The sequence below is a fragment of the Amycolatopsis sp. NPDC004747 genome (assembly GCF_053601335.1).
In genome coordinates, this window is record NZ_JBSGBQ010000008.1 from 71,284 (window position 1) to 97,281 (window position 25,998).

At 72.8% G+C, this 25,998-nt stretch carries 21 protein-coding genes; 6 read left to right on the forward strand and 15 right to left on the reverse strand.

Annotation, left to right across the window (positions count from 1 at the left end; genetic code table 11):
• Nucleotides 1-36 precede the first annotated feature (36 nt).
• Genes argS through ACWEGE_RS15110 form a run of 3 tightly spaced genes read left to right on the forward strand, consistent with a single transcriptional unit; the run spans nt 37 to nt 2,441 of the window.
• Entirely contained in the window at nt 37-1,761 is a 1,725-nt protein-coding gene (gene argS / locus ACWEGE_RS15100; RefSeq protein WP_449661179.1) for an arginine--tRNA ligase, read from the forward strand.
• 12 nt (nt 1,762-1,773) lie between these two features.
• Entirely contained in the window at nt 1,774-2,160 is a 387-nt protein-coding gene (locus ACWEGE_RS15105; RefSeq protein ID WP_449661029.1) for a PPOX class F420-dependent oxidoreductase, read from the forward strand.
• Nucleotides 2,157-2,441 carry a putative quinol monooxygenase gene (locus ACWEGE_RS15110; protein WP_449661030.1) on the forward strand — a complete coding sequence of 95 codons (285 nt, stop codon included), beginning with the start codon at nt 2,157-2,159 and terminating at the stop codon, nt 2,439-2,441. The genes ACWEGE_RS15105 and ACWEGE_RS15110 overlap by 4 nt, the downstream gene beginning before the upstream one ends.
• On the opposite strand, the gene ACWEGE_RS15115 is transcribed toward ACWEGE_RS15110, so the two are convergent.
• Nucleotides 2,411-3,010: a TetR/AcrR family transcriptional regulator gene (locus ACWEGE_RS15115; protein ID WP_449661031.1), complete on the reverse strand. Its 600-nt coding sequence runs from the start codon at nt 3,008-3,010 to the stop codon at nt 2,411-2,413. The genes ACWEGE_RS15110 and ACWEGE_RS15115 overlap by 31 nt on opposite strands.
• A gap of 62 nt (nt 3,011-3,072) precedes the next feature.
• On the opposite strand from ACWEGE_RS15115, the gene ACWEGE_RS15120 reads away from it, so the two are divergent.
• On the forward strand, nt 3,073-3,786 hold the full coding sequence (locus ACWEGE_RS15120) for an SDR family oxidoreductase (RefSeq protein ID WP_449661032.1): 714 nt from the start codon (nt 3,073-3,075) through the stop codon (nt 3,784-3,786).
• A gap of 276 nt (nt 3,787-4,062) precedes the next feature.
• On the opposite strand, the gene proB is transcribed toward ACWEGE_RS15120, so the two are convergent.
• The 5 genes from proB to ACWEGE_RS15145 all read right to left on the reverse strand — a co-directional run bounded on the left by proB (nt 4,063) and on the right by ACWEGE_RS15145 (nt 10,417).
• A complete protein-coding gene (gene proB, locus ACWEGE_RS15125; protein WP_449661033.1) occupies nt 4,063-5,172 on the reverse strand; it encodes a glutamate 5-kinase in 1,110 nt (369 codons plus the stop codon).
• Nucleotides 5,169-6,626: a GTPase ObgE gene (gene obgE, locus ACWEGE_RS15130; protein ID WP_449661034.1), complete on the reverse strand. Its 1,458-nt coding sequence runs from the start codon at nt 6,624-6,626 to the stop codon at nt 5,169-5,171. Before obgE ends, proB begins: the two co-directional genes overlap by 4 nt.
• Before the next feature lie 109 nt (nt 6,627-6,735).
• The gene (rpmA, locus tag ACWEGE_RS15135; protein ID WP_086846674.1) at nt 6,736-6,993 is read right to left on the reverse strand and encodes a 50S ribosomal protein L27; all 258 of its coding nucleotides are present in this window, start codon (nt 6,991-6,993) and stop codon (nt 6,736-6,738) included.
• A gap of 40 nt (nt 6,994-7,033) precedes the next feature.
• Nucleotides 7,034-7,348 (reverse strand): 50S ribosomal protein L21, encoded by a 315-nt coding sequence (gene rplU / locus ACWEGE_RS15140; RefSeq protein WP_043777828.1) that lies wholly within the window; start codon nt 7,346-7,348, stop codon nt 7,034-7,036.
• 165 nt (nt 7,349-7,513) lie between these two features.
• On the reverse strand, nt 7,514-10,417 hold the full coding sequence (locus ACWEGE_RS15145) for a translation initiation factor IF-2 N-terminal domain-containing protein (RefSeq protein ID WP_449661035.1): 2,904 nt from the start codon (nt 10,415-10,417) through the stop codon (nt 7,514-7,516).
• Between the two features lie 549 nt (nt 10,418-10,966).
• Here ACWEGE_RS15145 and ACWEGE_RS15150 point away from each other — a divergent pair.
• Nucleotides 10,967-12,382, forward strand: a complete 1,416-nt coding sequence (locus tag ACWEGE_RS15150) for a S8 family peptidase (RefSeq protein WP_449661036.1) — start codon at nt 10,967-10,969, stop codon at nt 12,380-12,382.
• Nucleotides 12,383-12,647: 265 nt separating this feature from the next.
• On the opposite strand, the gene ACWEGE_RS15155 is transcribed toward ACWEGE_RS15150, so the two are convergent.
• The 9 genes from ACWEGE_RS15155 to ACWEGE_RS15195 all read right to left on the reverse strand — a co-directional run bounded on the left by ACWEGE_RS15155 (nt 12,648) and on the right by ACWEGE_RS15195 (nt 23,494).
• A complete protein-coding gene (locus tag ACWEGE_RS15155) occupies nt 12,648-13,469 on the reverse strand; it encodes an ABC transporter permease (RefSeq protein ID WP_449661037.1) in 822 nt (273 codons plus the stop codon).
• Nucleotides 13,470-14,273: an ABC transporter permease gene (locus ACWEGE_RS15160; RefSeq protein ID WP_449661038.1), complete on the reverse strand. Its 804-nt coding sequence runs from the start codon at nt 14,271-14,273 to the stop codon at nt 13,470-13,472. It abuts the gene before it with no gap.
• On the reverse strand, nt 14,273-15,229 hold the full coding sequence (locus ACWEGE_RS15165) for an ABC transporter ATP-binding protein (protein WP_449661039.1): 957 nt from the start codon (nt 15,227-15,229) through the stop codon (nt 14,273-14,275). Before ACWEGE_RS15165 ends, ACWEGE_RS15160 begins: the two co-directional genes overlap by 1 nt.
• Nucleotides 15,230-15,259: 30 nt before the next feature.
• Entirely contained in the window at nt 15,260-18,559 is a 3,300-nt protein-coding gene (locus ACWEGE_RS15170; protein ID WP_449661040.1) for a phosphodiester glycosidase family protein, read from the reverse strand.
• A gap of 105 nt (nt 18,560-18,664) precedes the next feature.
• A complete protein-coding gene (locus tag ACWEGE_RS15175; protein ID WP_449661041.1) occupies nt 18,665-19,375 on the reverse strand; it encodes a maleylpyruvate isomerase family mycothiol-dependent enzyme in 711 nt (236 codons plus the stop codon).
• A gap of 52 nt (nt 19,376-19,427) precedes the next feature.
• Complete coding sequence (gene ndk, locus ACWEGE_RS15180) at nt 19,428-19,838, reverse strand: nucleoside-diphosphate kinase (protein ID WP_176171787.1); 411 nt, start codon at nt 19,836-19,838, stop codon at nt 19,428-19,430.
• 111 nt (nt 19,839-19,949) lie between these two features.
• Entirely contained in the window at nt 19,950-21,557 is a 1,608-nt protein-coding gene (locus ACWEGE_RS15185; protein WP_449661042.1) for an MFS transporter, read from the reverse strand.
• Nucleotides 21,554-21,880, reverse strand: coding sequence for a hypothetical protein (locus ACWEGE_RS15190; protein WP_449661043.1), 327 nt, complete (start codon nt 21,878-21,880; stop codon nt 21,554-21,556). The genes ACWEGE_RS15185 and ACWEGE_RS15190 overlap by 4 nt, the downstream gene beginning before the upstream one ends.
• A 66-nt stretch (nt 21,881-21,946) precedes the next feature.
• Nucleotides 21,947-23,494 carry an alkaline phosphatase D family protein gene (locus ACWEGE_RS15195; protein WP_449661044.1) on the reverse strand — a complete coding sequence of 516 codons (1,548 nt, stop codon included), beginning with the start codon at nt 23,492-23,494 and terminating at the stop codon, nt 21,947-21,949.
• A 125-nt stretch (nt 23,495-23,619) separates the two neighbouring features.
• On the opposite strand from ACWEGE_RS15195, the gene ACWEGE_RS15200 reads away from it, so the two are divergent.
• Nucleotides 23,620-25,977: a penicillin acylase family protein gene (locus ACWEGE_RS15200; RefSeq protein WP_449661045.1), complete on the forward strand. Its 2,358-nt coding sequence runs from the start codon at nt 23,620-23,622 to the stop codon at nt 25,975-25,977.
• Nucleotides 25,978-25,998 lie beyond the last annotated feature (21 nt).

Below are 25,998 nucleotides of genomic sequence, written 5' to 3' on the forward strand. Positions count from 1 at the left end.
CTGCGGGTCCCCGTGACCGAGCCGAAGGAGGACACCGTGCAGCAGACCGCCGACGTCACCGAGGAGCTGGCGCGCCGCGTGGTGACCGCCGCCGGCCGGGCACTGGACGTCGGACTCACGCCGGAGCAGGCGCTCGTGCAGGCGTCGCCGCGTGAGGGCGTCGACTTCCAGGCCAACCTCGCGATGAGCCTGGGCAAACAGCTCGGCCGGCCGCCGCGCGAAGTGGCCGGGCTGATCGCCGGGGCCCTGGAGCTCGACGGGATCGCCGATCCGCCCGAAGTGGCCGGGCCGGGCTTCCTGAACTTCTTGCTGCGCAAGGAATGGCTCGAAGCGACCACCGGCGCGCTGCTCGGCGATCCGCGTCTCGGCGTGCCGGAAACCACCGCACCGCGGCGGATCGCGCTCGACTACAGCAGCCCGAATGTGGCCAAGGAAATGCACGTCGGGCACCTGCGCTCGTCCGTGATCGGCGACGCGCTCGCCCGCCTGCTGCGCTTCGCCGGGCACGAAGTGCTGCCGCACAACCACCTCGGCGACTGGGGCACGCCGTTCGGCATGCTCATCGAGCACCTGCTCGACATCTCCGCGGGGCAACGCGCGATCGCCGATCTCGACGCTTTCTACCGCGAAGCGCGGCGGAAGTTCGACAGCGACGAAGCGTTCGCGACGCGGGCACGCACGCGCGTCGTCAAGCTGCAGAGCGGCGACGAGGACACCCTCGCCGTCTGGCAGGAGCTCGTCGACGAGTCGACCCGGCACTTCAACGAGGTCTACGACCTGCTGGGAATTTCCTTGACCGACAAGGACATCTACGGCGAGAGCTTCTACAACCCGTACCTCGCCGCGGTCGTCGACGATCTCGAAGCCGCCGGCCTCACCGAGGTCAGCGACGGCGCGATCTGCGTGTTCCCCGAAGGGTTCCGCAACCGCGAGGGCGACCGGCTGCCGTTGATCGTCCGCAAGCGGGACGGCGGATACGGGTACGCCGCCACGGATCTGGCGACCGTCCGGTACTGGACGGCCGAGCACGGTGCCACCGACCTGCTCTACGTCGTCGGGGCGTCGCAGTCACAGCACTTCGCGATGCTGTTCGCCACCTGCCGCGCGGCGGGCTGGCTGACCGGGCACGCCGAGCACATCGGCTTCGGCACGGTGCTGGGCGCGGACGGCAAGGCGATGCGGACCCGCGCCGGCGAGACCGTCAAGCTGGCCGACCTGCTCTCCGAAGCCGTGACGCAGGCCGCCGCGGTCGTCGCCGAACGCAGCGAGCTCGACGCGGCGGGCCAGGCCGAAGTGGCCCGGGCGGTGGGCATCGGCGCAGTCAAGTACGCCGACCTGTCCGGTGACCGCGAACGCGACTACGTCTTCGCGTGGGACCGGATGCTGGCCAAAGAAGGCAACACGTCGGTGTACCTCCAGTACGCGCACGCGCGGACGCAGTCGATTCTCCAGAAGGCGGGCGGGGTGCCCGGCGGCGCGGAAATCCTGCTGGAAGCGCCCGCGGAACGGGCGTTGGCCTTGAAGCTGCTCAGGTTGGGCGAAGCGGTGAAGGCCGCGACGGCCGCGTACGCGCCCCACAAGCTGTGCACGTACCTGTACGAGACGGCCGTCGCGTTTTCCCGGTTCTACGACGATTGTCCGGTCCTGAAGGCGACGACGCAGGAGCTGCGCGCGTCACGGCTGAGGTTGACTACGCTGACGTCGAACACGCTTGCGCTCGGGCTTTCCCTGCTCGGCATCGAAGCGCCCGACCAGCTCTAGCGGGAGACCACTGTGGAACTGCCCGGCGACCTGCTCGCTCTCCTTCGCGAGCCCAGCCTCTGCTTCCTGTCGACGCTGATGCCGGACGGCTCGCCGCAGCTCACCCAGACCTGGGTGGACACCGACGGCACGCACATCCTGGTCAACACGGTGCTGGGCCACCAGAAGCAGCGCAACATCGCGCGCGACCCGCGGGTGGCGCTCAACGTCGCCGACCGCGACCGGCCGTCGCGCTACTACGCGATCCGCGGGCAGGTCGTCGACGTGACCGAGGACGGCGCCGTCGAGCACATCGAGGAGCTCGCACAGCGCTACCTCGGCGGCCCGTACCCGTGGTGGGGCGGCCGCGACCAGACGCGGTTGCTGCTCACGATCAAAGCGGACCGGATCGCGTCGTGATCATCATCGCCGGCTGGCTCGCCGTGGCTCCCGAAGATCGCGCCGCCTACCTCGACAGCTGCGCCGAAGCCGTCCGGCTCGCGCGGGAGGCGCCCGGCTGCCTGGAGTACGCGCTGGGCGCCGACCTGCTCGACCCCGGCCGGATCACGGTGTACGAGCGCTGGGAGTCCGACGCGGACCTCGAGCGGTTCCGCGGATCCGGGCCCTCGAGCGAGCAGGCGGCGCGGATCCTCGACGCGTCGGTGGCGCGCTACCGGATCTCGGCGGTCGAAGCGCCGTGATCCGCCAGTAGCGTCACCAGTTCGCCCGCCAGGCCGTGGCCGATCGGCTCCCGTGTCGCGAGGAGCCGGTACCAGAGCGTGCCGAACACGACGTCGACGACCGTGCCGGGAGCGACGCCGGCGGGCAGTTCGCCGCGCTCGCGGGCGCGGTCGACGATCGTGCCCAGCGCTTCGCGGCGGCGGCGCAGGAAGTCCTCGCGGAAGCGGTTGCCGAACTCCGGGTCGAGCTGCGCCTGCGCCATCAGCGCCCGCAGCGTGTCCGCGACCTGGCTCTTCTCCCCCAGCTCGAACGTGCTGTCCAGGAAGTGCCCGAGGTCGGCGCGGAAGGAGCCCGCATCGGGGATCGGGATCTGCAGGTCGGCCTTAGTCGCGAGCGCGTCGAGCAGGACGTCGGCCTTCGACGGCCACCAGCGGTAGATCGTCTGCTTGCCGACGCCCGAGCGCGCGGCGATGCCTTCGATGGTCAGTGCGCCGTAGCCGGCCTCCCCGACGAGGTCGAGCGTGGCGGCGAGGATCGCCAGCCGGCTCTGCTCGCTGCGCTTGCGGCCGGGGCGGGACTGGTCGGTCATGGGATCCGATGGTAGCGTCGAATTCGAAACGAGACGTACCGGTTCGAAATGGGGAACAAGACATGAGCATCGCTCTCGTGGCCGGCGGCACTTCGGGCATCGGCCTGGCGACCGCGCGACGGCTGCAGCAGCAGGGATACGACGTCCACGTCACCGGGCGCGCCAAGGAGCGCCTCGACGACGTCGCGTCGAGCGATCCGGAGCTGACCGGGCACCAGGCCGACGGCGGCGACGCCGTGGCGATGGCCTCGCTGGCCGAGTCGCTCGGGACGGTCGATGTGCTGGTGGTGAGCCTGTCCGGCGCCGAAGGGATGGGGCCGGTCGACACGCTGGACCTCGCGATGCTGCGGCGGGCGTTCGACGCGAAGTTCTGGGCGCACCTGACGACGATCCAGGCGGTGCTGCCGCACCTGGCGGCGGACGGGTCGATCACGCTGCTGAGCGCGATCACGGCCCGGGCGGCGATGGCCGGCACGGCGGGCATCGGAGCACTGAACGCGGCGATCGAGGCGCTGGTCAAGCCGCTCGCGGTCGAGCTGGCGCCGCGGCGGGTGAACGCGGTGTCGCCGGGCGTGGTGGACACGGCGTGGTGGAGCGGCTTCCCGGCGGAGGTGCGGGAAGGGTTCTTCGCGCAGGCGGCGGCATCGCTCCCGGCGCGTCGGGTCGCGACGGCGGACGACGTGGCGGAGGTGGTGACGCTGGCGGCGACGAACCGGAACCTGACCGGCACGGTCCTGGAAGCCGACGGCGGCGCCCGCCTGGTCTCGCTGGGCTGAGCTCGGCCTGACCTCACCCGAACACCGACCGGCGGGGCCTCACCGTGCCTGGAGAGGCATCTCGCGTGCTTGGAGGGGCATCTCGCGTGCTCGGAGAGGCAACTCGCGTGATTGAAGGGGCATCACACGTGATTGAGAGGGCGACACGGTGATGCCTCGGGAATCAGGTGTGATTGAGGGGGCGACACACGTGATTGCAGGGGCGACACGGTGATGCCTCGGGAATCACGTGTGATTGAGGGGGCATCACACGTGATTGGCGAGGCGACACGGCGGTCAGCGGCGGAGGGGGACGAGGTCGTCGGCGTGGACGACCTCTCTTCGCTGCTCCTCCGGGAGCTCGGGGGTTGAGCGGCCGATCAGGTCCGGGAGTTCCGTTGCGTCGAACGCGACCACTCCGCGGGCGACCGGGCGGTCCTTCGCGTCGACCAGGTCGACCACGTCGCCCGCCTGGAATTCGCCGTCCACGCCGGTGATCCCGGCCGCCAGGAGGGACCTGCGGCGGCGGACCACCGCGGTCACCGCGCCGTCGTCGAGGCGGAGCTTGCCCGTGGTGTCCGCCGCGTAACCCAGCCAGAAGCGGCGGGCCGACAGGCGCGTGTCCGCCGGGGCGAACGCCGTTCCCGGGGATGCCGACGTCAACGCCGCCGACGCTTCCGAGGCCGCCGCCAGCAGGACCGGGATGCCCGCTCCCGCCGCCGTGCGAGCCGCCGCGAGCTTCGAGACCATGCCGCCCGTGCCCAGGCCCGAGCTGGACATGCCGACCGAGATGCCGTCCACATCGGACTCCGACAGGACCTCCGTCAGCTTGCGGGTGGCACCACTGCGGGGATCTCCGTCGTACAAACCGTCCACATCGGACAGGAGGACCAGCGCGTCGGCGCCGATCAGGTGGGCCACCAAGGCCGCCAGGCGGTCGTTGTCGCCGAAGCGGATTTCCTCGGTCGCCACCGTGTCGTTCTCGTTCACCACCGGGACCGCGCCCAAAGCCAGCAGCCGCGAGAACGTCCGCTGCGCGTTGCGGTAGTGCGACCGGCGGACGACGTCGTCGGAGGTCAGCAGCACCTGCCCGACCGTCAGCGAGTACCGCCCGAACGACTCGGCGTACGCGTGGGCCAGCGCCAGCTGCCCGACGCTCGCCGCCGCCTGCTGCGTCGCCAGGTCACGCGGGCGCTTGCCCAGCGAGAGCGGGGCCAGGCCCGCCCCGATCGCGCCCGACGACACCAGGACGATCTGCGTTTCCCGGGCGACGCGCTCGGCGATCGCGTCGACCAGCGCGTCCAGCCGGGCCACGTCGAGCCCGCTGCCCGCCGTAGTCAGCGCCGACGAGCCGACCTTGACCACCAACCGGCGCGCGGCCGCGATCGCTTCGCGGGTGCCGCTCACGCGTCGAAGTCCAGCTCGTCGTCGTCCTCGCCGGTGCCGTCGCGGCGGATCCGGCGGGCTTCCTTGCGCTCGGCCGCGCCGACCCGGTCGGTGCGCTCCAGGCGGACGTCGGTGCCGCGCCCGGAGAGGTGGACCGCCACCGAAGGCGTCGACGGCTCCCACTCGAACTGGACGTCGCCGATCGTGACCGGGCTGCCCGGCCGCGCACCGAGCTTCGCCAGCTCGTCCTCGACGCCGAGGCGGTTGAGCCGGTCGGCGAGGTAGCCGACGGCCTCGTCGTTGCCGAAGTCGGTCTGGCGGATCCACCGCTCCGGGCGCGCGCCGCGGATGATGAACGCGCCCTCTTCCTCCGGGTCGACCTCGACGGTGAAGCCGGAGTCGTCGACGGCCAGCGGCCGCAGGACGATCTTCTCCGGCTCCAGCACCGGCTGCGCCTCGCGGTACTTCTCGACGATCGCGGCCAGCGCGAACGTCAGCTCCCGCAGCCCCTTGCGTGAGGCCGTCGAGACCTCGAACACCTGGAGACCGCGGGCTTCGAAGTCCGGGCGCACGAACTCGGCGAGCTCGGCGGCCTCCGGGACGTCGATCTTGTTCAGCACGACCACGCGGGGACGTTCTTCGAGCTTCCCACCGAGACTCGGCGTGTACTTGGCGAGCTCGGCCTCCAGAGCGTCCACATCGGACAGCGGGTCGCGGCCCGGCTCCAGCGTCGCGCAGTCGACGACGTGCACCAGCACCGCGCAGCGCTCGATGTGGCGGAGGAAGTCCAGGCCGAGGCCCTTGCCCTCGGACGCGCCGGGGATGAGGCCGGGCACGTCGGCCATCGTGAACACCGTGTCGCCGCCGGTGATGACGCCAAGGTTCGGCACCAGCGTGGTGAACGGGTAGTCGGCGATCTTCGGCTTGGCCGCGGACAGCACCGAGATCAGCGACGACTTGCCGGCGGACGGGAACCCGAGCAGGCCGACGTCGGCGACCGACCGCAGCTCCAGCGTCAGGCTCCGGGCCTCGCCCGGCTCGCCCAGCAGGGCGAACCCGGGGGCTTTGCGGGCCTTCGACGCGAGCGCGGCGTTGCCGAGCCCGCCGCGGCCGCCCTGGGCGGCGACGAAGGTGGTGCCCGGGCCGATCAGGTCGGCGACCATCTCGCCGTCTTCGGTGAAAACGACGGTGCCGGACGGCACCTTCATCACCAGCGTCTCCCCCGCCGCGCCGGCCCGGTTGCTGCCCTGGCCCATCTTGCCGTTGCCGGCCTTGGCGTGCGGGCGGAAGTGGAAGTCGAGCAGGGTGTGCACGTTCGGGTCGACGACCAGCAGGACGTCGCCGCCGTTGCCGCCGTTGCCGCCGTCGGGGCCGCCGAGGGGCTTGAACTTCTCGCGGTGCACCGAGGCACAGCCGTTGCCCCCGTCACCGGCGGTCAGGTGGATGACCGCGCGGTCCACGAACCGGGACGCCATGACTTTGCCTCACTTCACTCAACGACAAGGTACGAACAAAACAAACGAGGGGTGGCACCGGATATTCCGGCCCCACCCCTCGTCAGAGGTCTAGACAGAAGCCGAAGACTCAGGCTTCCGACGGCACGATGTTGACCGTCTTGCGGCCACGCTTCTCGCCGAACTGGACCGCACCGGCGGCCAGGGCGAACAGCGTGTCGTCGCCGCCACGGCCGACGTTCACGCCGGGGTGGAACTTGGTGCCGCGCTGGCGGATGAGGATCTCACCCGCGTTGACTTCCTGGCCACCGAAGCGCTTGACGCCGAGGCGCTGCGCGTTCGAGTCACGACCGTTGCGGGAGCTGGACGCACCCTTCTTGTGAGCCATAGCTCAGTCCTCTTTCTGAAGAACGAAGATCCGGAAACCCTTACAGGGAGATGGCGGTGACCTCGACGCGGGTCAGCTTCTGCCGGTGACCCTGGCGCTTGTGGTAGCCCGTCTTGTTCTTGAACTTGTGGATCCGGATCTTCGGACCCTTGGTCTGCTCGACGACCTTGCCGGTGACCGAGACCTTCGCCAACGCGTCGGCGTCCGTGGTGACCTCGCCACCGTCGACGTACAGAACGGCGGGGAGGATGTGCTCGGTGCCCGGCTTGCCCTCGAGCTTCTCGACCTCGACCACGTCGCCGACGGCCACCTTGTACTGCTTGCCGCCGGTCTTGACGATCGCGTACGCCGACACGGAAGTCTCCTGCATTACTCGACAATGGGTGGGGGCTCCGCGCGATCGGCCCACCTTGTGGAACGGCGGTCCTGGACTCGCGCAGGCGACCTGCTCTGGTGGCAGGCCGTACTACAGGTTACGTGGGGTGCCCCGGTGCGTTACCACCGGGGTCCCCCTAGTTGTTCACTTGCTCTGGTCGGAGGCGTGCACCGGCGGGCCCGCCGGCCTCGACGCCGCCCGGCGCGGACGGCGCCGGGTGGAGCGCACGGCCGGTTCGGGCACGGTGACCTCGGTGACCGGCTCCTCGGCGGGCTCCGGGGCCGAGGACGTCTCGACCTCGGGCTCCTGGTCCTGGGGCACCGGCACCTCGTCGGCCTCGGTGGTCACCGGGGTGCCGGCGACCTCCTGGGCGGGCTCGGCGGGCGGCTCGGCCGCCACCGGCGTCTCGTCCGCCTCCGTGGTCGCCGGGACGTCCGCGACCTCCCTGGCCGGCTCCGGGACGGGCCCGTTGCCGTTCAGCGCGCCGTGGTCGTGCTCCTTGGCGGCCTTCGAGGCGTTCGCCATCGCCGCCACCGCCGACGCGATCGACTCGCGCTTCTCGGGCGGCGGGACCGCGTGGACCTCGGTCTTGGCGGCTTCGGCCTGCTCCTTGGCGGCCTCCTCGCCCTTGCCGCGGCCCCGCGACCGGCGGGAGCTCTTCTCCCCGCCGCCGCCACCGCTGTTGCCGCCGTTGCCGTTGCCGCCCTGGGACGGCGAGCCGGCCGTCCGCTGCACCTCGGTCGAGACGAGCACGCCCCGGCCCTTGCAGTGCTCGCACGGCGTGGAGAACGCCTCCAGCAGGCCGGTGCCGATCTTCTTGCGGGTCATCTGCACCAAGCCGAGCGAGGTGACCTCGGCGACCTGGTGGCGCGTGCGGTCGCGGCCGAGGCACTCGGTGAGCCGGCGCAGCACCAGCTCGCGGTTGGACTCGAGCACCATGTCGATGAAGTCGATCACGATGATGCCGCCGATGTCCCGCAGCCGGAGCTGGCGGACGATCTCCTCCGCCGACTCCAGGTTGTTGCGGGTCACCGTCTCCTCGAGGTTGCCACCCGATCCGGTGAACTTGCCGGTGTTGACGTCGATCACCGTCATCGCCTCGGTGCGGTCGATGACCAGGTAACCACCCGACGGCAGCCAGACCTTGCGGTCGAGGGCCTTGGTGATCTGCTCGTCGATCCGGTGGTCGGCGAAGGCGCTGCCGGTGCCGGTGTAGCGCTTGAGGCGCTCGGTGAGCTCCGGCGCGACGTGGCTGACGTAGCCGTTGATCGTCTCCCAGGACCGGTCGCCCTGGATCTCCAGCTTGGTGAAGTCCTCGGTGAAGAGGTCACGCACGACCTTGACCAGCAGGTCGGGCTCTTCGTAGAGCATGGTCGGCGCGCCGCCCTTCTTGCCGGAACCGGCGGCGGCCTTCTCCTTGATGACGTCCCACTGCGCCTTCAGGCGGTCGACGTCGCGGCCCAGCTCCTCCTCGCCGATGCCCTCGGAGGCGGTGCGGATGATGACGCCCGCGTCCTCCGGGACGATCCGCTTGAGGATGTCCTTCAGGCGGCGGCGCTCGTTCTCCGGCAGCTTGCGGGAGATGCCGGTGGCGCCGCCCGCGGGCACGTAGACGAGGAAGCGGCCGGGCAGCGAGATCTGCGTGGTCAGCCGGGCGCCCTTGTGCCCGACCGGGTCCTTCGTGACCTGGACCAGCACGGAGTCGCCAGTGGAGAGCGCCTGCTCGATCTTGCGGGCCTTGCCCTCCAGGCCGGCGGCGTCCCAGTCGACCTCGCCGGCGTACAGCACCGCGTTGCGGCCGCGGCCGATGTCGATGAACGCGGCCTCCATGCTCGGCAGCACGTTCTGGACGCGGCCGAGGTAGACGTTGCCGACGATCGAGCCGGAGCCCGACTGCGTCACGAAGTGCTCGACCAGCACGCCGTCCTCGAGGACCGCGATCTGGGTGGAGTCGCCGTGCTCGGCGACGACCATCGTGCGCTCGACCGACTCGCGCCGGGCCAGGAACTCGGCCTCGGACAGGATCGGGGCACGGCGGCGGCCCGCCTCGCGGCCGTCGCGGCGGCGCTGGCGCTTGGCTTCGAGCCGGGTCGACCCGCGGACGCTGCGCACCTCGTCGCGCGCCGGGCGCTCGGGCTGCTCGGCCTTCGCCTGGCGGACGTGCGTGACGGTGTTGGGCGGGTCGTCGGTGGTCTCGGCGTCGTCGCCGTCCGAGCCCTTGCGGCGGCGACGGCGGCGGCGACGGCGGCTGCCGCCTTCGCCCTCGTCGGCGTCGCTCTCGGCCTCCGAAGACGCAGACGACTCGGCGGCGTCCTCGGCCTCTTCGGTGTCCGCTTCGGGCTTTTCGTCGCCGTTGCGGCCCCTGCGGCGCGGCTGCTCCTCGGCCTGGTCTTCCTCGGCCTCGGCGGTCTCGTCGCCGCCCTCGGCGCCCTTGCCCCGGCCACGGCCGCGACGGCCCCGGCGGCGGCGACGGCGGCTGCCGGCGTCCTCGCCGTCTTCGTCGGCACCGGCTTCGGCGTCCGGCGTGGTGTCTTCGGTCTCTTCCTCGGCGACCTCGCGCTCGGGCCGCGACGGCGGCTCCGCGAACGGGTCGGCCGGCTTGCGGGCCGGCTTGGCCGTGGGCTCGGCGGGCTCCGGCGGCAGGAAGACCGGCGACGGCGCGGCGAACACCGGCAGGTGCGCGCGGGTCTTCTGGCGCGGGCGCGGCTTCTCGGCCTCGGCGACCGGCACCTCGGGCACCGCCGGGCGGGTCTCGGCGGGCGGCTCGGCCGGCGTGTTCTCGGTCTCACCGGGCGTCTCACCGGCGGGTTCGGCAGGCGCGAAGGCCTCGGCCACCTTGAGCGCCACGTCCCTGGTCACGCTCGACTGCGCGCTGCGCACGCTTTCGCCCAGCTCGGCGAGCTTCGCGAGGACGTCCCGGCTGTGCGACTCCAACAGCTTGGCCAGCGCGTGCACCCGGATCCGGGGCGGCAGGTCGGCCAGCGGGCCGCCCGTGGGTGTGGCGGGATTCCCGCCGGTGTGCTCGGCGGGTGTTTCCGCGTTCGACATGTGTCTCCTCCGCCCCCGGGCGCGTCTGCCGGTTCGCACCGGCAGGGACGCGGCCGCGCAGGGGCCCCTTTCTGTTCGTTCCGCCGTGGTGGTCACCAGCGGCGGGAATCCTTGCCCGACGACCGGACGTCGCACCGGCTCTCCGGTGACGCGCAACCCGGTCAAAGGTCTGCTCGGCGGCGTGCGTGCGTGAGGCATTCGCGGCCCCCGGCCGCCCGCCACGTCGTCCAGCCGCCCGGTTCACGGGCAGCGACGCGCGTCGCGGGAGTTCACGCACATCACCGGGCCACAACGCCGCAGGCAGCACCTCTCACGTGCGCCCCGCGGCCCAGCGGCCACCCTGAGTATCCCACACCGGGTGACCACTCCGGTGTACTCGGTACCTCCCGCAGGCACCCGGGCGCGCCGTACCGGCCCCGGCTGCCCCACGGCCGGGGGAACTTCGCCACAGCGCTTGTCCGCCGGGCACCGGGTGGCTACGGTGCGGCTCGGGGTGACCGGGATCTCGCGCGCCGGCCCCCGCGGTTCCTGCATCCGGTGGGAGGTCCGGTGTCCCTGCTGGCGCGGCCGCTACGGGCGGCCGTGTGCACCGTCCTGGTGCTTTCGGGATGCGTCACGGCCGGTCCGGCGGCGGCCGGCGAGCCCGGCTGCGTCCACGGCCGGGCCCTGCGCTACGTCGTCACCTTCGACCGCGGCACCACCGAGGCCGCGGCCCAGGCGGAGATCGACGGCGCGTGCGGGGCCACCACGGTGTACTACCCGCAGATCGCCGTCGCGGTCGCCACCTCGGGCGACCCGGAGTTCGGCGGGCGGATCGGGCTCGACCGGGCGTTCAGCGCGCAGGCCGAGCGGCTGGCCGCGCAGCGCGTCGCCGAGGTCAAACCGCAGCCCGCGCGGGCTGCGCTGCCCGCGACGGACCCGGCTCGCGTCCCCACCGAGGACCTGAGCGGGCAGCAGTGGGACATGCGGATGATCGACGCGGGGCGGCCGCGCGGCTCGCGGGACATCGTCGTCGGCGTGCTCGACTCGGGGATCGACCCGGACCACCCGGACCTGAGCGGCGCCGTGGACTCCGACGACTCGGCCGGCTGCCTGACCGGCGCCCCCGACCGGTCGCCGTCGGCGTGGGTGCCGACGACGTCGGTGCACGGCACGCACGTGGCGGGGATCATCGCGGCGGCCGACGACGGGCGCGGGGTGACAGGGGTGGCGCCCGGGGTGCGGGTGGCGTCGGTGAAGGTGATCGACGACCGCGGCTACGCCGACCCGGAGGCCGCGGTGTGCGGCCTGATGTGGGCGGCGGCCCGGCACATGCGGGTGACCAACAGCAGCTTCTTCGTCAACCCGTGGACGCTGTCGTGCATCCGCGGCAACGACCGCGGAGTGGTGCACGAGGTGCTGGCCCGCGCGGTGGAGTTCAGCACGTCGGCCGGGACGCTGAACGTCGCGGCGGCGACCAACGAGGCCGTGGACCTGACGCCGTCGGCGCGGTCCGGGGCACGGGGGGCGGGCAGCGGGTGCGAGGCCCTGCCGGCCGGGCTGCGGGACGTCGTCGCGGTGTCGGCCGTCGGTGCGGGCCGGGTGAAGGCGGGGTACAGCTCGTACGGGCTGGGCGTGATCGACGTCACGGCGCCGGGCGGGGAAACGGGCGAGTGCGTGCTGTCGACGGTGCCGGGCGGGTACGCACCGATGTGCGGGACGTCGATGGCGGCGCCGCACGTCGCCGGTGTGCTGGCGCTGCTGGCGTCGGCGGCCCCGGAGGCCCGGCCGCGGCAGCTGCGCCGGACGCTGGAGGCGCAGGCGATGCCGATGCCGTGCCCGGCGGACTACGACCTGACCGGGGACGGGCTCCAGGACGCGTACTGCACCGGGTACGAGGGGTACAACGGGTTCTACGGGCACGGGATGGTGCACGTCCCGGCGCCTGCGGCGGTGCCGGCGGGGCAGCCCGACCTGGCCCGCTGAGCCTCGGGCCGGGCGGTGCGCCGAGGCGGGTCGCGCGTGGCTGAGGGCGGAACCCACGTGATTGAGCGCGGAACTCGCGCGATCCGGGGCGGGTCTCGCGTGACTGAGGCCGGAACCCGCGTGATGGAGGCCGGAACTCGCGTGATTGAGCGCGGAACTCGCGTGATCCGGGGCGGGTCTCGCGTGATCGGGCGCGGAACTCGCGTGATCAGGCGGGCATCACGCGTGATTGGCGGGGATCACGCGTGATCGGGCGGGGATCTCGTCAGGTCAGGAGGAGCTTGGCGATCCGGCGGGTCGAGGCCCACAGGCCGAGCGCGCCCAGGGCCAGCAGGTAGCCCAGGTTGATCAGCATGCTGCCCGACAGGAGGCCGGTCGCCAGGCCGCGCATGAGCTCGATCGCGTGGTAGAGCGGGAGGCAGCGGACCAGCCACTGCAGCGGCTCCGGGTACACCGACAGCGGGTAGAACGTCGTCGCGAAGAGGAACATCGGGGTCAGGACCAGCTGGATGTAGTCGAACTGGGCCGTCGACTTCAGGAACGTCACCAGGGCCATGCCGATCGCCGAGAAGGCCAGCCCGACCAGCAGCGCCGCCGGGACCATCAGCAGGGCCCACCACGAGGCCAGCAGCCCCATCGCCGCCGCGATCGCGAGGAACGCCACCGCGTAGAGGCCGCCGCGGGTGATCGCCCAGCCGATCTCGCCCAGTGCCACGTCCAGCGGGCCGATCGGGGTCGCCAGCATCGCGTCGTACAGCTTCGCGTAGCGCAGCTTGAAGAACAGGTTGTACGTCGATTCGAACACGGCGCCGTTCATCGCCGACGTCGCCAGCAGGGCCGGCGCCACGAACGCGACGTAGCTCATCGGGTGCCCGTCGGGGCCGGTCACCTCGGTGACCAGCTTGCCGAACCCCAGCTGGAACGCCAGCAGGTAGAGGAACGGCTCCAGCGCGCCGGAGAGGAACAGCAGCCAGCTGTTGCGGGACACCATCACCGAGCGTTCGACGAGCATGCGGGCCCGGCCGGCGTACAGCCCCGGCGGGAGGACGCGCAGCAGCAGCCCGGCGCGGGCTTCGACACTCGTCATTCAGACCACCAGCCTCCGGTAGAAGGCCCGGTGCGCGAGCACCCACCCGGCCGCGAACAACGCCGCCAGCACGGCGAGGTGCCCGAGCATCGCCCAGCCGCCGACGCCGCCGATGCTCACGCCGCGGGCCAGCTGCGTGCCGTGCCACAGCGGCGAGAGCCAGGCCAGCCAGCGGATGGCCGCCGGCAGCTGGGTGATCGGGAAGAACGTGCCGGAGAACAACGTCATCGGCATCACGACGAACCGGAAGATCAGCCCGAAGCGCTGGCCCTCGTCGAAGGTCCGGGCGGCGAGCGCGGCCATCGGCGCGGTGCAGGCGAGCCCGGTGACGGTGCCGGCCAGGATCGCCGCCAGCACCCCCGGCCCGGTCCAGGCGCCGAAGAACAGGGCGACGAACGCGTAGATCGCGCCCGCCAGCGTCAGGCGCAGGGCCGCCCAGATCAGGTGCCCGCCGAACACCTGGCCCGGCGACACCGGCGTGGCCGTGACCGCCAGGTACTCCTTCTGCCACTTGAACCCGGACAGCACCGGGTAGCTCGACTCGCCGAACGCCTGCTGCGCGGCCCCGGCCGCCAGCAGCGCGGGGGCGATGTACTGGAGGTAGGACAGGCCGCCGGTGACCGTGCCGGGCCGCACCTGCGAGCCGAAGCCGAGCCCCATCGCGGCGAGGAACAGCACCGGTTGCAGCCCGGTCGAGTACAGAGTGGACACCCAGTGCCTGCGGTACCAGGTCCAGCGGCCTTCGACCTGCAGCCAGGCGCCCTGCCACTTGCCGACCACGCGGCCGGTCGAGATCGTCGCCATCAATCCACCAACGTCCGGCCGGTGAGCCGGAGGAAGACGTCCTCCAGCGAGCTCCGGCGCACCAGGCTCGACACCGGCCGGACCCCGCGGGCGTGGGCGCGCTCCAGGGTGTCCTCGCCGTCATCGCTGTACAGCAGGACGCGGTCCGGCAGCACCTCGACGCGCTCCGCCAGCCCCTCCACCTGCTGCGCTGCCGCGACCTGCTCGCCCGGGGCGAACCGCAGTTCGACCACCTCGCGCGTGGAGTACCGCCGGATCAGGTCGGACGGCGAGCCCTCCGCCGCGATGCGGCCGTGGTCCATCACCACCAGCCTGTCGCACAGCTGCTCGGCCTCGTCCATGTAGTGCGTCGTGACGATCAGCGTCGTGCCCTGGGCCTTGAGCCGGAACAGCCGATCCCACAGCAGGTGCCTCGCCTGCGGGTCGAGGCCCGTCGTCGGCTCGTCGAGCAGCAGCAGCTCCGGGTCGTTGACCAGCGAGCGGGCGATCGTCAGCCGCCGCTTCATGCCGCCGGAGAGCGGATCGACCTTGTCGCCGGCCCGGTCCGTGAGCTGCGCGAACTCCAGCAGTTCCGAAGCCTTGCGCCGCGCCGCCGCGCGCGACAGGCCGAAGTAGCGGCCGTAGACCAGCAGGTTCTCCCGGACCGTCAGCTCGACGTCCAGGTTGTCCTGCTGCGGCACCACGCCCAGCCGCGCGCGGATCCGCGGCCCGGCGGCCTCCGGGTCCAGCCCGAGCACGCGGAGGTCGCCATCGGTGCGGGGCGACACGCACGCGATCATGCGCATGGTCGACGACTTGCCCGCGCCGTTCGGGCCGAGGAAGCCGAACGCCTCCCCGCGCCGCACCTCGACGTCGATCCCGCGCACGGCTTCGAACTCGCCGAAGCGCTTCACCAGCGCCTTGGCCTGCACCAGTGCCGGTTCCCGGTCCTCCGAATCGTCCACGCTCCGCACCATAGGACCCACCACCGACAAAAACCGAGCGGATTAGCCGCGGACGGTCACCACCAGCGCCTGCGAGACCCCGTTGACCTGCACGGACAGCCGCGCAACACCCGGTCGCAACGCCGTCAGCACGCCCGAAGCCGGATCGAACGCGACGACGCCCCGGCCGACCTGCCAGTCCGCGCTCACCGGATAGGTCACCGGGACGTCCCGCGTCCCCTGCCGCACCGAAGCACGCACCGAGGCGCGCTCCCCCGGCACCATCGACGACGGCCCGGTCAGCGAAAGCGAGTCGACGTTCGGCCGCGTCTCGAACCGCACCGGCTGGGCGCGGTCGGCCGGGTCGACGCGCAGCAGCGTCCAGCCGACGAACCCGCCGTCGCCCGGCGCCGCCGCGGGCGCCTTGCCCGAGTTGCCGTTGACCAGGTAGGGCACCCCGTCGACCCGGGACAGCGAGAACACGCCGGCGTGCGAAGCCACGGCGGCGGCCGGCTTGCCGGAGACCTGCTCGAACCCGGTGAGCCACCGCGTCAGCAGCGCCGCTTCCTTCCGGTCGCCGAGCTGGGAGTTCCCGGTCGGGCTCGGATCCTGCACCGGGTGGTGCATGGCGACGACGACCCCGCGGACCGACCGGTCCGCGGCCGCCGAGTCCAGCGCCGAGCGCAGCATCCGGACCTGGTCGAACCCGCCGGCCCGCAGCGAACCGCGGGAGGAGTCGAGCAGCACCAGCCGGATGCCGTGGACGTCGGCGACCTGGTGGGTCACGCCGAAGGCGGCCTGGAAGTTCGCGAGGCCGTTGCCGCCCTCCGCCTCGTGGTTGCCGGGCAGGTAGTACCAGGGCACCAGCTCGCCGAGCTCCTCGGTGAGCACCTGCCGGGCCAGCGCGAAGTCGGGTGCCGTGCCGCGGTCGACGAAGTCGCCGTTGATCAGCACCAGGTCCGGTTTCGCCGCCACGGCTTCGCGCAGCGCCCGCCGGGCCTGCGCGACCAGCGGGCCTGCCGGGTCGTCCGCGGTGAACTGGGCGTCGCTGACCACCGCGACCCGCAGGCCGCCGGTCAGGACGCCGTCGGTGACCAGCGCCGGGTCGCGCGGGGCGGGATCGGCGGGCACGGCCGTCGTCGGCGCCACTTCGAAGGTCAGGTCGTCGAACACGAGCCGGCCCTCGTACTGCTGGTCCGGCACGTTTTCGACGGCGTAGAAGCGGGCCAGGCGCTGTCCCGCGGGCAGCCCGGCCGGGATCGCGGCGGTGACGTACCGCCAGCCCGTCCAGTCCGCGCTCAACGAAAGGTCCACAATGGACGCCACGTTGGCGGCGTCGCGCAGTTCGGCCCGCAGCCACGCACCCTTGCCGTCGCCGTTCACCCACAGCCCGATCTTCTGCGTCCCCGGCGGCACCGGGAGCGGCGACGACGGCGTCACGTAGGCCGCGCGCGTCGCGGTCGTGCCGGTCAGCCGGTAGTCCAGCGCGAGCCCGGCACCGCCGTCGCGGCCGGGCGCCGCCGACAGCGCCGCCCCGGCGACCGCCGGGAACACTGTGGCCGTCCAGCCCGCCGGACCGTCCAACGGCGACGCCACCTGCGCGACCGTCCCGACGGTCGCCGCCAGGTGCGTGGTCAGGCCGGCCGCCGAAGCCGTGATCGCCGAGGCGCCGGAGGAGGTCAGCGCGGTGACCGCGTAACCGTCGCCGGACGGCTCCACCCGCACGACCGAGTGGTCGTAGTCGAGCTTGACGTCGTCGGGCTCCAGCCAGGTGCCGTAGCCGTCGGCGTCGTAGCCGTAGACCTTGAACGTGCTTCGCGCGCCCACGGCCGACAACGCGACCTGCTCGGTGCTCGTGCCGAGCCGGATCGGTTCGCCCAGCACGGAAAGCGTCGTCCTGCCCGAGGCGCGACCGGCCCTCGCGAGGACGTCGACGCGGCCCGCGCCGTGCCCGGTGACGACCCCGTGGGTCACCGTCGCCCGCCACGGCGCCGACGTGCTCCAGCGCGGGTCGGCGGCCACCGCGGCGCCGGTTTCGTCGTGGCCGTCGGCGACCAGGTGCCGGGTCAGGCCGGACAGCACGCGGTCCGCGCCGTCGGCGGCCACGGCCGGGGACGGCGCGAAGCCGGTGAGCCGGCCGCTGCCGGGCACGGTCGTGACGCCGATTCCGTTGGGCACCAGGCGTTCCCCGCCGTCGGACGGCGAGTTCCGGACGCTCGGCGCGGCCTCGCCTTCGTTGCGGGCCAGGAGGGTCGAGGATCCGCCGCCGTCGAGGTTGATCGCGTCGTCGGCACCGAGGCTCTTCATGTGCCGCGCGAGTTCGAGCTCGGTCATCCCGCGGCTGTCGGCCTGCCGTCCGTCCACTGTGGCCAGCCACATCCGGCGGCCGTCGGCGGAGAAGCCGACCGCGGTCCGCGGGTGCATGGCGACGTCGTCGACCGGCTGCACGACACCGTCGCGGAGGAGGACTTCGTTGCCGCCCACCGCGACCGCGATCCGCCCGGCATCCGAACGAGGGGCGTAGGTGACGCTCACCGGGTCGCCCGGCTTCACCGCGGCCAGGGCGTCCGCGCCGGCTTCGCGGGCCAGGAGCAGTGTCGTGCCCGCCGCGATCGGGCCGGCCGCGGGCTGCTCGCGCGTGGCGGTCACGACGCCGTCGCGCAGCTCGACCTCGCGCACCCGGGAGGCGCCCGCCACCGACGTCTGACGGCTCGAAGCGCCCCACAACGGCGTGTAGACGCCGATCGCGTCCGCGCCGAGGACCGGGCTGTTGAAGTTGGTCGCCCGCATCGAGCCGCCGGGCAGCGTCACGGTGGCTTCGAGGAAGACCGAAGCCAGCCGCGCCTTCCCTTCGTCGGTGATCGACGCGGTGAGGTTGTGCCCGGCGGCGGGCGCGGTCTGCAGCTGCCCGTGGTCGATGCCGACGCCGATCGGGGCACCGGTGGCGGTGATGTCGAAGAAGTCGCCGTTGACGCCGGCCACCGCGCCCGCCCGCGCGAGCTGCTGCGACAGCGGCGTGCGCGCGGAAACCGTGCCGGGGCTCAGGTACGTCGGCTTCAGCACCTTGCTGCCCAGGTCGACGGCGAGGGTGTCGCCGCGGATCCAGCCCGCCGGGTCGAACCGGTCGAACTGGGTGAGGTTCAGGCCGGGCGCGACCTCGGTGGTCGCGCTGCCGGTGACGAGCCCGTCGTCGGGGTCCGCGGCGGCGAAGGCGCTCGGGCCTTCGTGGGCCGAGGATGCCGCGGGTGCGGCCTCGACCGGCGGTGTACCGAGCGGTGCTTTCAGCGGGTCGGCGTGGGCCGGGGCGACGAGCACCGTCGCGAACAGGGCGGCAAGCGGAAGTGCGGTGCGTGACTTCTTCACCAGGTACCCCAGTATCGAGTGAGAGCGATCCGGACCAGCACAGCGCAGTGGCACGGCCGGCGGAAGGCTTCCCGGTGAACGCCGCCTGAATGGTCTAGAACACCATCAGGGCGTCAGCGGGGCGGCGAGCAGCGCCTGCGCGGCCTCGCCGGTGACGCGCGGATCCGGACCGGTGCGCTTCCACAGGCGCAGCAGGAGATCGCGCGCGGGCGCTTCGACGCTCGCACCGCCCGCCGCCGGGCCCAGCGCGGGTGGCTCGCCGGGGTGCACGGTCCAGGCGTCGCCGGTGTCGGTGGCGCGCAGGGTGACCGGCCCGGGCAGCCGGGGCACGGCGTGCCAGCGCGTCACCCGCGGCAGTATCGCGCCGAGCACCTCGTCGACGCCGTCCGCGGCCACGGCGGGGTCGAGCACGTGGCCGCTGCCCGAGTCGGCGAGGTGGATCGCGGTTTCGTAGACCTGGCGGCGGAACCAGAACGCCTTGGTCTTCTCGGTGCCGCCGAAGTGCCAGCACCGGTCTTCGGGGGTGGCCGCGGCCAGCGCGGCCAGGAGGATCCGGGCGCCTTCGGCGTACCAGGACGCCAGATCGGCGGCCGGGGGCTGCTCGAAGTCCTCAGGTTGGGGTTGGCCGGTGGTGACGACGGTGGCGGCCCAGCGGTGCACGTTGCCGAGGTGGGTGCCGAGGTCGGCCAGCGTCCAGCCCGCGCAGTCCGGCACCTTCGCCGCCGGGTCGGCGGTGCGCAGCCGCTCGGCGAAGGCACTGGTCAGCTCGCGCAGCACGGGCAGGTACTCGCGGGCGGGGAACGGCATCGTCGTCATGGGGCCTCCCGGGGAACCGGGGCCACGCGCCGGTGGCCCCGGTTCCGGAGCATCACAGGTCGGGGAACCAGAGCTTCAGCTCGCGCTCGGCCGACTCCGGCGAGTCCGAGCCGTGCACCAGGTTGTACTGGGTCTCCAGCGCGAAGTCGCCGCGGATGGTGCCCGGGGTGGCCTTCTCGACCGGGTCGGTGCCGCCGGCCAGCTGGCGGAACGCGGCGATGGCGCGCGGGCCCTCGACCGCGAGCGCGACCAGCGGGCCCGAGGTGATGAACTCCAGCAGGTCGCCGAAGAACGAACGCTCCTTGTGCTCGGCGTAGTGCTCCTCGGCCAGCGCCTGCGGAACGGTCCGCAGCTCGAGGGCGGCGAGCTTGAGGCCCTTGCGCTCGATCCGCGAGACGACCTCGCCGACGAGGCCGCGCGCGACGCCATCGGGCTTGACCAGGACCAGCGTGCGTTCAGTCACGACGGTGTTTCTCCTTAGTGCTGTTCTTCGGGGGTCCGGGTGGCGAAGCCCCGGATGCCGTTGTGCGGTGGGTTTCGGTGCGCGCGAGCCTAGCGGGCGGTGCGGCGCAGGTCAGAAGCCGGTCTGCGGCCAGTGGTGTCGCCGCCCCGCCGCGTGGGGCACGGGCCGGGCCTCCCGGTCCTCCACGGCCTCCGGCGGACCGAACCCGGACCGGGTGTCCCGCAGGAAGAGCACCGCGCCCACGGTGGCGAGCGCGACGCCCGCGGCGGCCAGGAAGGCCGTCGTCGTCGCGGCGCCGGACGGACGGCCCGGGGCGGCGAACAGGACGGCCAGGTAGCCACCGGTCCCCAGGAACAGCCCGCTCTGCCGGGCCAAGTTCAGTGCGGTGGACGCCGAGTTCCGCCACGACAACGAGGCCCCGGAGAACAGCAGTTCGCCGAGGATCGGGGTGACCAGCCCCAAGCCCGCCCCGGCCAGCATCCCGCAGCCGGTGGTCACCGCCGCGCCGGCCGCGGTTCCGGCCCAGGCGAAGGCCCCCAGCCCGGCGACGGCCAGCAGCGCCCCGGTCACGGCGATCGCCCGGCCCTGGCCCGTGCGGACCAGCAGCCGGCTCGCGACCGTCGAAGCGACCAGCATGGCCAGAGCGGCCGGGGTCACCAGCAGCCCGGCAGCCCCGGGCGAGAGCCCCACCACGACCTGCAGGTGCACCGGGGTCAGGACGAACACCGCGGGAATGGTCAACCCGACCAGGAAGGAACCGGCGAGTGATGGCGCGGACCACCGCTCGCGGAGCAGCCGCGGTGGCAGGACGGCGCGATCGCCCGCCCATCCGGTGACGACGGCGAAGACGGCGATCCCCAGCGCGGCCAGCGTGTAGCAGAGCACCGCCGCGGCCGATCCCCAGCCCCAGCGGGCACCCGCCCCGGTCACCACGACCAGGGGAACGAGCACGAGCAGCAACGATCCGGCGCCGACGGCGGGTGCGGGGTCCGGCGAGCGGGACGTCCCGCCGGGGACGACGGCCGCCGCGAACACGAAGCCGAGCGTGGCCAAGACGGCCTCGCCGGCGAAGAGCCAGCGCGGCCCCGCCCCGGCGGCGGCTGCGCCGAGCACCGGCCCGGCCACTGTCATGGCACCGAACACCGCGAAGTAGAGGTCGAGGGACCGGCCGCGATCGCGCGGCTCGATCACCTCCAGGAGGAGCCGGACCGCCAGCACGGCCACCGCGCCCGCCGCGGCTCCTTGCCAGGCCCGCGCCACCGCCAGCAACGGCATCACGGGGGCCACGACCGCCGTTCCCGCCCCGGCCACCAACGCGGCCAGCGCGAGCAGGAAGCACCACCGGATCCCGATGCGGTCCGCCGCGCGCCGTGCGACCAACCCGGTCACCAGGAACGCCGCCAGGTACGGGGTGCTCAGCCAGGCCAGCTCGTCGAGCCCGCCGAGCGCCGAGGCGGTCCGGACGGCCGCCACGCCCAGTGCGGTCTGGTCGGCGGCGACGGCGAGCAGGCCGGTCAGGACCGCGGCCACCACCAGCCCGGGTCCCGGAGTGCGGACCGGACGGGGACGGTACTCGTCGGCGGCCCGGCGGAGCGGGGCGTCGGCGAGCGTCGCGAGCAACCGGCGCGTCCGGCCCGGCCGCTCGGCACCGCCGCGCGGGACGAACGCCGGTGTCGTGTCGCCCAGCGCTTCCAGCAGCCTCCTCGCCGTGCCGTTCACGCCTGCTCCCCCGGCTCGTCCTTCGCGGCGTCACCGGGCAGCTGGGACAGCGTGTAGCCCGCGAGCTTCTTGACCACCAGCGGTGCCACCGCACCGATGCCGAACGCCGTGAAGCCGTTCGCGACCACCGGGGTCGTCGACGCGGCCGCCGTCACCGCTGTTCCGATGCCGAGGTGCAGCACCTGCGCCACCACGAACAGCGCGCCGCCCGGGCCGTCCGGGGCGGCCCACGGCCAGGCCTTCACGCGCTGGGTCGCTTCCAGGAACACCAGCGCGCGGTTCACCGCCGCGCCGGCCAGGCCCCACAACGCGTACTCCCACACACCCGGCCAGACGCCACCCGGCCACCGCCCGTTACGAGCGGGGCCGGGTGGATCGGCGAACGGACCTCAGCGACCTTGCGGGTGCAGGGTCTTCGACCACAGCGACGCCCCGGTCGCGTCCCGGAGGTCGACGGTCAGGTCGCCGCTCGCGCCGTCGACGTTCAGCTCCCCGAAGTGCTGGAAGCCGTCGATCGGGGACGTGTTCGCCACCGGCGGGGCGTGCACGAACACCGCCTGCGGGCCGAACGTCGGGTCCAGCGTGTTCGGCCCGAACGCACCCGCGTTCAGCGGCCCGGACACGAACTCCCAGAACGGGTCGAAGTCCGGGAAGGCCGCCCGGTCGGGCGAGTAGTGGTGCGCGGCCGTGTAGTGGACGTCGGCGGTCAGCCAGACGACGTTGCGGACGCGGCGGCGCTGGATCTCCCGCAGCACCCAGGCCAGCTCGGTCTCGCGCCCGCCCGGCGCGCCCGGCAGGTTGTTCGCGACGGCCTCGATGCCGGCACCGTCCGGGACGACCAGGCCCAGCGGCATGTCGGCCTGGACGATCTTCCAGGTCGCCGTGCTGCGGCCGAGCGCGTCGGCGAGCCAGCGGGCCTGGGCGTCACCGAGGATGTAGCCCGGCTTCGTCTGGTCCGCGGTGTTGACGTTGCGGTAGGTCCGCATGTCCAGGACGAAGATTTCGACGCGGGAGCCATAGGTGAAGCTGCGGTAGACGCGGCCGTCGACGGCCCGGCGCGAGTCGATCGGGTGCCATTCGTGGAACGCCTGGTACGCCCGCGGCGCGAGGACGTCGACGCGCTTCTCGGTGTAGGCCGGGTTGTCGATGATCTTGCCCGGGTACCAGTTGTTCAGGACTTCGTGGTCGTCCCACTGGACGTAGGAAGGCACCTGCGCGGCGAAGCGCTTGAAGTTGTCGTCGAGGCGGTTGTAGGCGTGCTGGCCGCGGAACTCGTCGAGGGTCTCGGCGACCTTCGACTTCTCCGGCGTGACGACGTTGCGCCAGGTCCGGCCGCCGGGCAGGGTGACCGTCTCGGTCAGCGGGCCGTCGGAGTACACCGTGTCGCCGCTGTGCAGGAACAGGTCCGGGCGGCGGGCGGCCATCGCGGAGAAGATCGTCATCCCGCCCAGGCCCGGGTTGATCCCCCAGTTCTGGCCGACGACGTCGCCCGACCACAGGATGCGCGCGTCGCGGCGGCCCACCGGTGCGGTGGCGAACCGGCCGGTCAGCGGCTCGCTCGTGGTGCGGCCGTCGAGGGCTTCGGCGGTGACGCGGTAGTGGTACTCGGTGCCGGGCGCCAGGGCGGGGACGCGCACGCGGCCGGTGCCGTCGCTGTCGGGACCCACCAGCGGGCCGCGCACACAGCGCGCGTGCCGGAACGACGGGTCCCGCGCGATTTCGACGACCAGGCGTGACGGCCGGTCCGCGCGGGACCAGACGATCGCCGAACCCGGGGTGACGTCGCCGGACTGGACGCCGTGGGTGAGCACCGGCCGGTCCCCGCGCACGAGCGGGACGGCGGCGAAGGCGGCGGGCGGCAGCGCGAGGCCGGCGGCGACCGCGGAAGCGCCGGTCAGCCCGGCCTTGAGGAGTCTGCGGCGGGAGTGTTCGGTCATGCGCGGTTTCTATCCCGCCGCGGCCAACGCCGGTTTGCGCGCGGATGAACGGATACCGGGGTTTTCCCCCATACCCGGGGGTCGTCGCCGTCGGTAGCTTGGTGATCACGACAAGGGGGTTGGCAATGTCACACATCAGAAAGGCGCTGGCCGTTTTCGCGGCCGCGCTCTCGGTCTCCACGCTCGGCGCGGGGGTCGCGAACGCCGGGCAGGACAGCGCGAAAGCCGTCCTGCGCTACACCGAACACGGCATCCCGCACATAGTCGCCAAGGACTTCGCCGGCCTCGGGTACGGCTACGGCTACGCGGCGGCGACCGACAACGTCTGCGAGCTCGCGAAGATCTACCTCACGGTGAGCGGGCAGCGGTCGCGGTACTTCGGCCCGGACGGCGAGGGCTACCGGTCGCTGTCCGAGGCGAAGGACAACCTGCACAGCGACCTGTTCTTCCAGCGGCTCAACGACTCCGGCGTGGTCGACCGGCTGGTCGCGCAGCCCGCGCCGCAGGGGCCGCGGCCCGAGGTCCGGCAGCTCGTTTCGGGCTACGTCAAGGGGTTCAACGCCTACCTCGCCCGCACCGGCCGGTCCGGGATCACCGATCCGGCCTGCCGCGGCGCGGACTGGGTCCGGCCGATCGGCGAGCAGGACTTCTACCGGCACTTCTACGCCATCGCCGTCACCGGCGGGCTGGGCTTCGTCACCGAAGGGCTGTTCGCGGCGCCGCCGTCCGGTGCGCCGCTACCGGCTCCGGGCACGCCCGCGCAGCTGTCGGCGAGCCTGCGTGACGGGCTCGGCAAGGGCGGGCTCGGCAGCAACGGCATCGCCGTCGGCGCCGACGGGACCGCGGCGGGCCAGGGCAGCGTGCTGCTCGGCAACCCGCACTACCCGTGGCACGACGGACGGCGGTTCTGGCAGAGCCAGCTGACCATCCCCGGCCGCTTCGACGTCGCCGGGGCGAGCCTGCTCGGCATGCCGTTCGTCATGATCGGGCACACCGCGGACGCGGCCTGGACGCACACGGTGTCCACGCCGGTCACGTTCGGCCTGTTCGAAGTGCCGCTGGCCGACGGGGATCCGACGACGTACGTGGTCGACGGCCGACCCGAGAAGATGACCTCCCACGAGGTCACCGTCCAGGTGCGCCAGGCCGACGGGTCGCTCGAGCCGGTGCGGCAGACGTTCTGGTCGACGCGCTACGGCCCGGTGCTGGACGACGTCGGCGGGATCCCGGTGCCGTGGACGGCGAAGTCGGCGTACGCGCTGCGGGACGCCAACGCGACCAACATGCGCGGGCTGAACACGTGGTTCGAGCTCGACCAGGCCCGCAGCACGGCCGACGTCGTCCGCGCGCTCAGCAGCACGCAGGGCGTGCCGTGGGTGAACACGATGGCCACCGACCGGGCGGGCAACGCGCTCTACGCCGACATCCAGGTCGTCCCGCACGTCACCGACGAGCTGGCCGCGAAGTGCAGCACGCCGATGGGGCAGCAGACGCTCGACGGCGACGGACTGGCCATTTTGGACGGTTCGCGGTCGTCGTGCCAGTGGGGTGCGGACCCGGGCGCGGTGGAGCCGGGGATCTTCGCGCCGTCCCGGCTGCCGCAGCAGCAGCGCCGGGACTACGAGCTGAACACGAACGACAGCGCCTGGCTCGCGAACGCCAAGGCGCCGCTCACCGGGTTCCCGCGGATCGTCAGCGACCAGGACACCGAGCGTTCCCCGCGCACCCGGGAAGCGCTGCTGACGGCCGAGTCGAGCAGGTTCAGCACGGACTCGATGAAGAAGGTGCTCTTCGCCGACCACAGCCTGTTCGCCGACCTGGCGGCGGCGGACCTGGCGAAGCTCTGCTCGTCGTTCCCCGGCGGGCAGGCACCGTCGTCGTCCGGCCCGGTGCCGGTCGGCCCGGCGTGCGCCGCGCTGGCGAAGTGGGACCACGCGTACTCGCTCGACAGCCGTGGTTCGCTGCTGTTCCAACGGTTTGCCGCCCGGCTGGCCAACCTGCCGAGGTTCACCGTGCCGTTCGACCCGAAGGCACCGCTGACTACGCCGAACACGCTCAACGTCGGCAACGCGGCCGTGCAGAAGGCGTTCGGGGACGCGCTGGTGGAACTGCGCACGGCGGGCTTGGCCCCGGACGCCCGGCTGCGTGACGGCCAGGCCGTCACGCGCAACGGCGAGCGCATCCCGGTCCACGGCGCCCAGGGCTTCCTCGGGGTGCTGAACGTGATGACGCCGGTGTGGGACCCGGCCCGCGGCAACGCCGAGGTGGCGCACGGGTCGAGCTTCATCCAGGTGGTGGGGTTCGGCGGGCGCGGGTGCCCGGACTCCTCGACGCTGCTGACGTATTCGCAGTCGGCCAACCCGGCGTCGCCGTACTTCAGCGACCAGACGAAGCTCTACAGCCGCGGTGAGTGGGTGCCGGGCCGGTTCTGCGAGGCCGACATCCTCCGTTCGCCCGAGCTGCGGGTGGTCGTCCTGCGCTGAGGTCCCCGGCGGAGGCGGGCG

What these genes read in the sequence shown, in the direction of transcription:
- obgE (WP_449661034.1), bottom strand. Translation starts at nt 6,626, where the DNA reads ATGGCGTCCCGGTTCGTGGACCGCGCGGTCATCCACCTGACCGCCGGT.
- ACWEGE_RS15165 (WP_449661039.1), bottom strand. Translation starts at nt 15,229, where the DNA reads ATGGTGCGGAGCGTGGACGATTCGGAGGACCGGGAACCGGCACTGGTG.
- ACWEGE_RS15120 (WP_449661032.1), top strand. Translation starts at nt 3,073, where the DNA reads ATGAGCATCGCTCTCGTGGCCGGCGGCACTTCGGGCATCGGCCTGGCG.
- ACWEGE_RS15115 (WP_449661031.1), bottom strand. Translation starts at nt 3,010, where the DNA reads ATGACCGACCAGTCCCGCCCCGGCCGCAAGCGCAGCGAGCAGAGCCGG.
- ACWEGE_RS15145 (WP_449661035.1), bottom strand. Translation starts at nt 10,417, where the DNA reads ATGTCGAACGCGGAAACACCCGCCGAGCACACCGGCGGGAATCCCGCC.
- rpmA (WP_086846674.1), bottom strand. Translation starts at nt 6,993, where the DNA reads ATGGCTCACAAGAAGGGTGCGTCCAGCTCCCGCAACGGTCGTGACTCG.
- ACWEGE_RS15160 (WP_449661038.1), bottom strand. Translation starts at nt 14,273, where the DNA reads ATGGCGACGATCTCGACCGGCCGCGTGGTCGGCAAGTGGCAGGGCGCC.
- ACWEGE_RS15155 (WP_449661037.1), bottom strand. Translation starts at nt 13,469, where the DNA reads ATGACGAGTGTCGAAGCCCGCGCCGGGCTGCTGCTGCGCGTCCTCCCG.
- ACWEGE_RS15195 (WP_449661044.1), bottom strand. Translation starts at nt 23,494, where the DNA reads ATGACCGAACACTCCCGCCGCAGACTCCTCAAGGCCGGGCTGACCGGC.
- ACWEGE_RS15200 (WP_449661045.1), top strand. Translation starts at nt 23,620, where the DNA reads ATGTCACACATCAGAAAGGCGCTGGCCGTTTTCGCGGCCGCGCTCTCG.
- ACWEGE_RS15175 (WP_449661041.1), bottom strand. Translation starts at nt 19,375, where the DNA reads ATGACGACGATGCCGTTCCCCGCCCGCGAGTACCTGCCCGTGCTGCGC.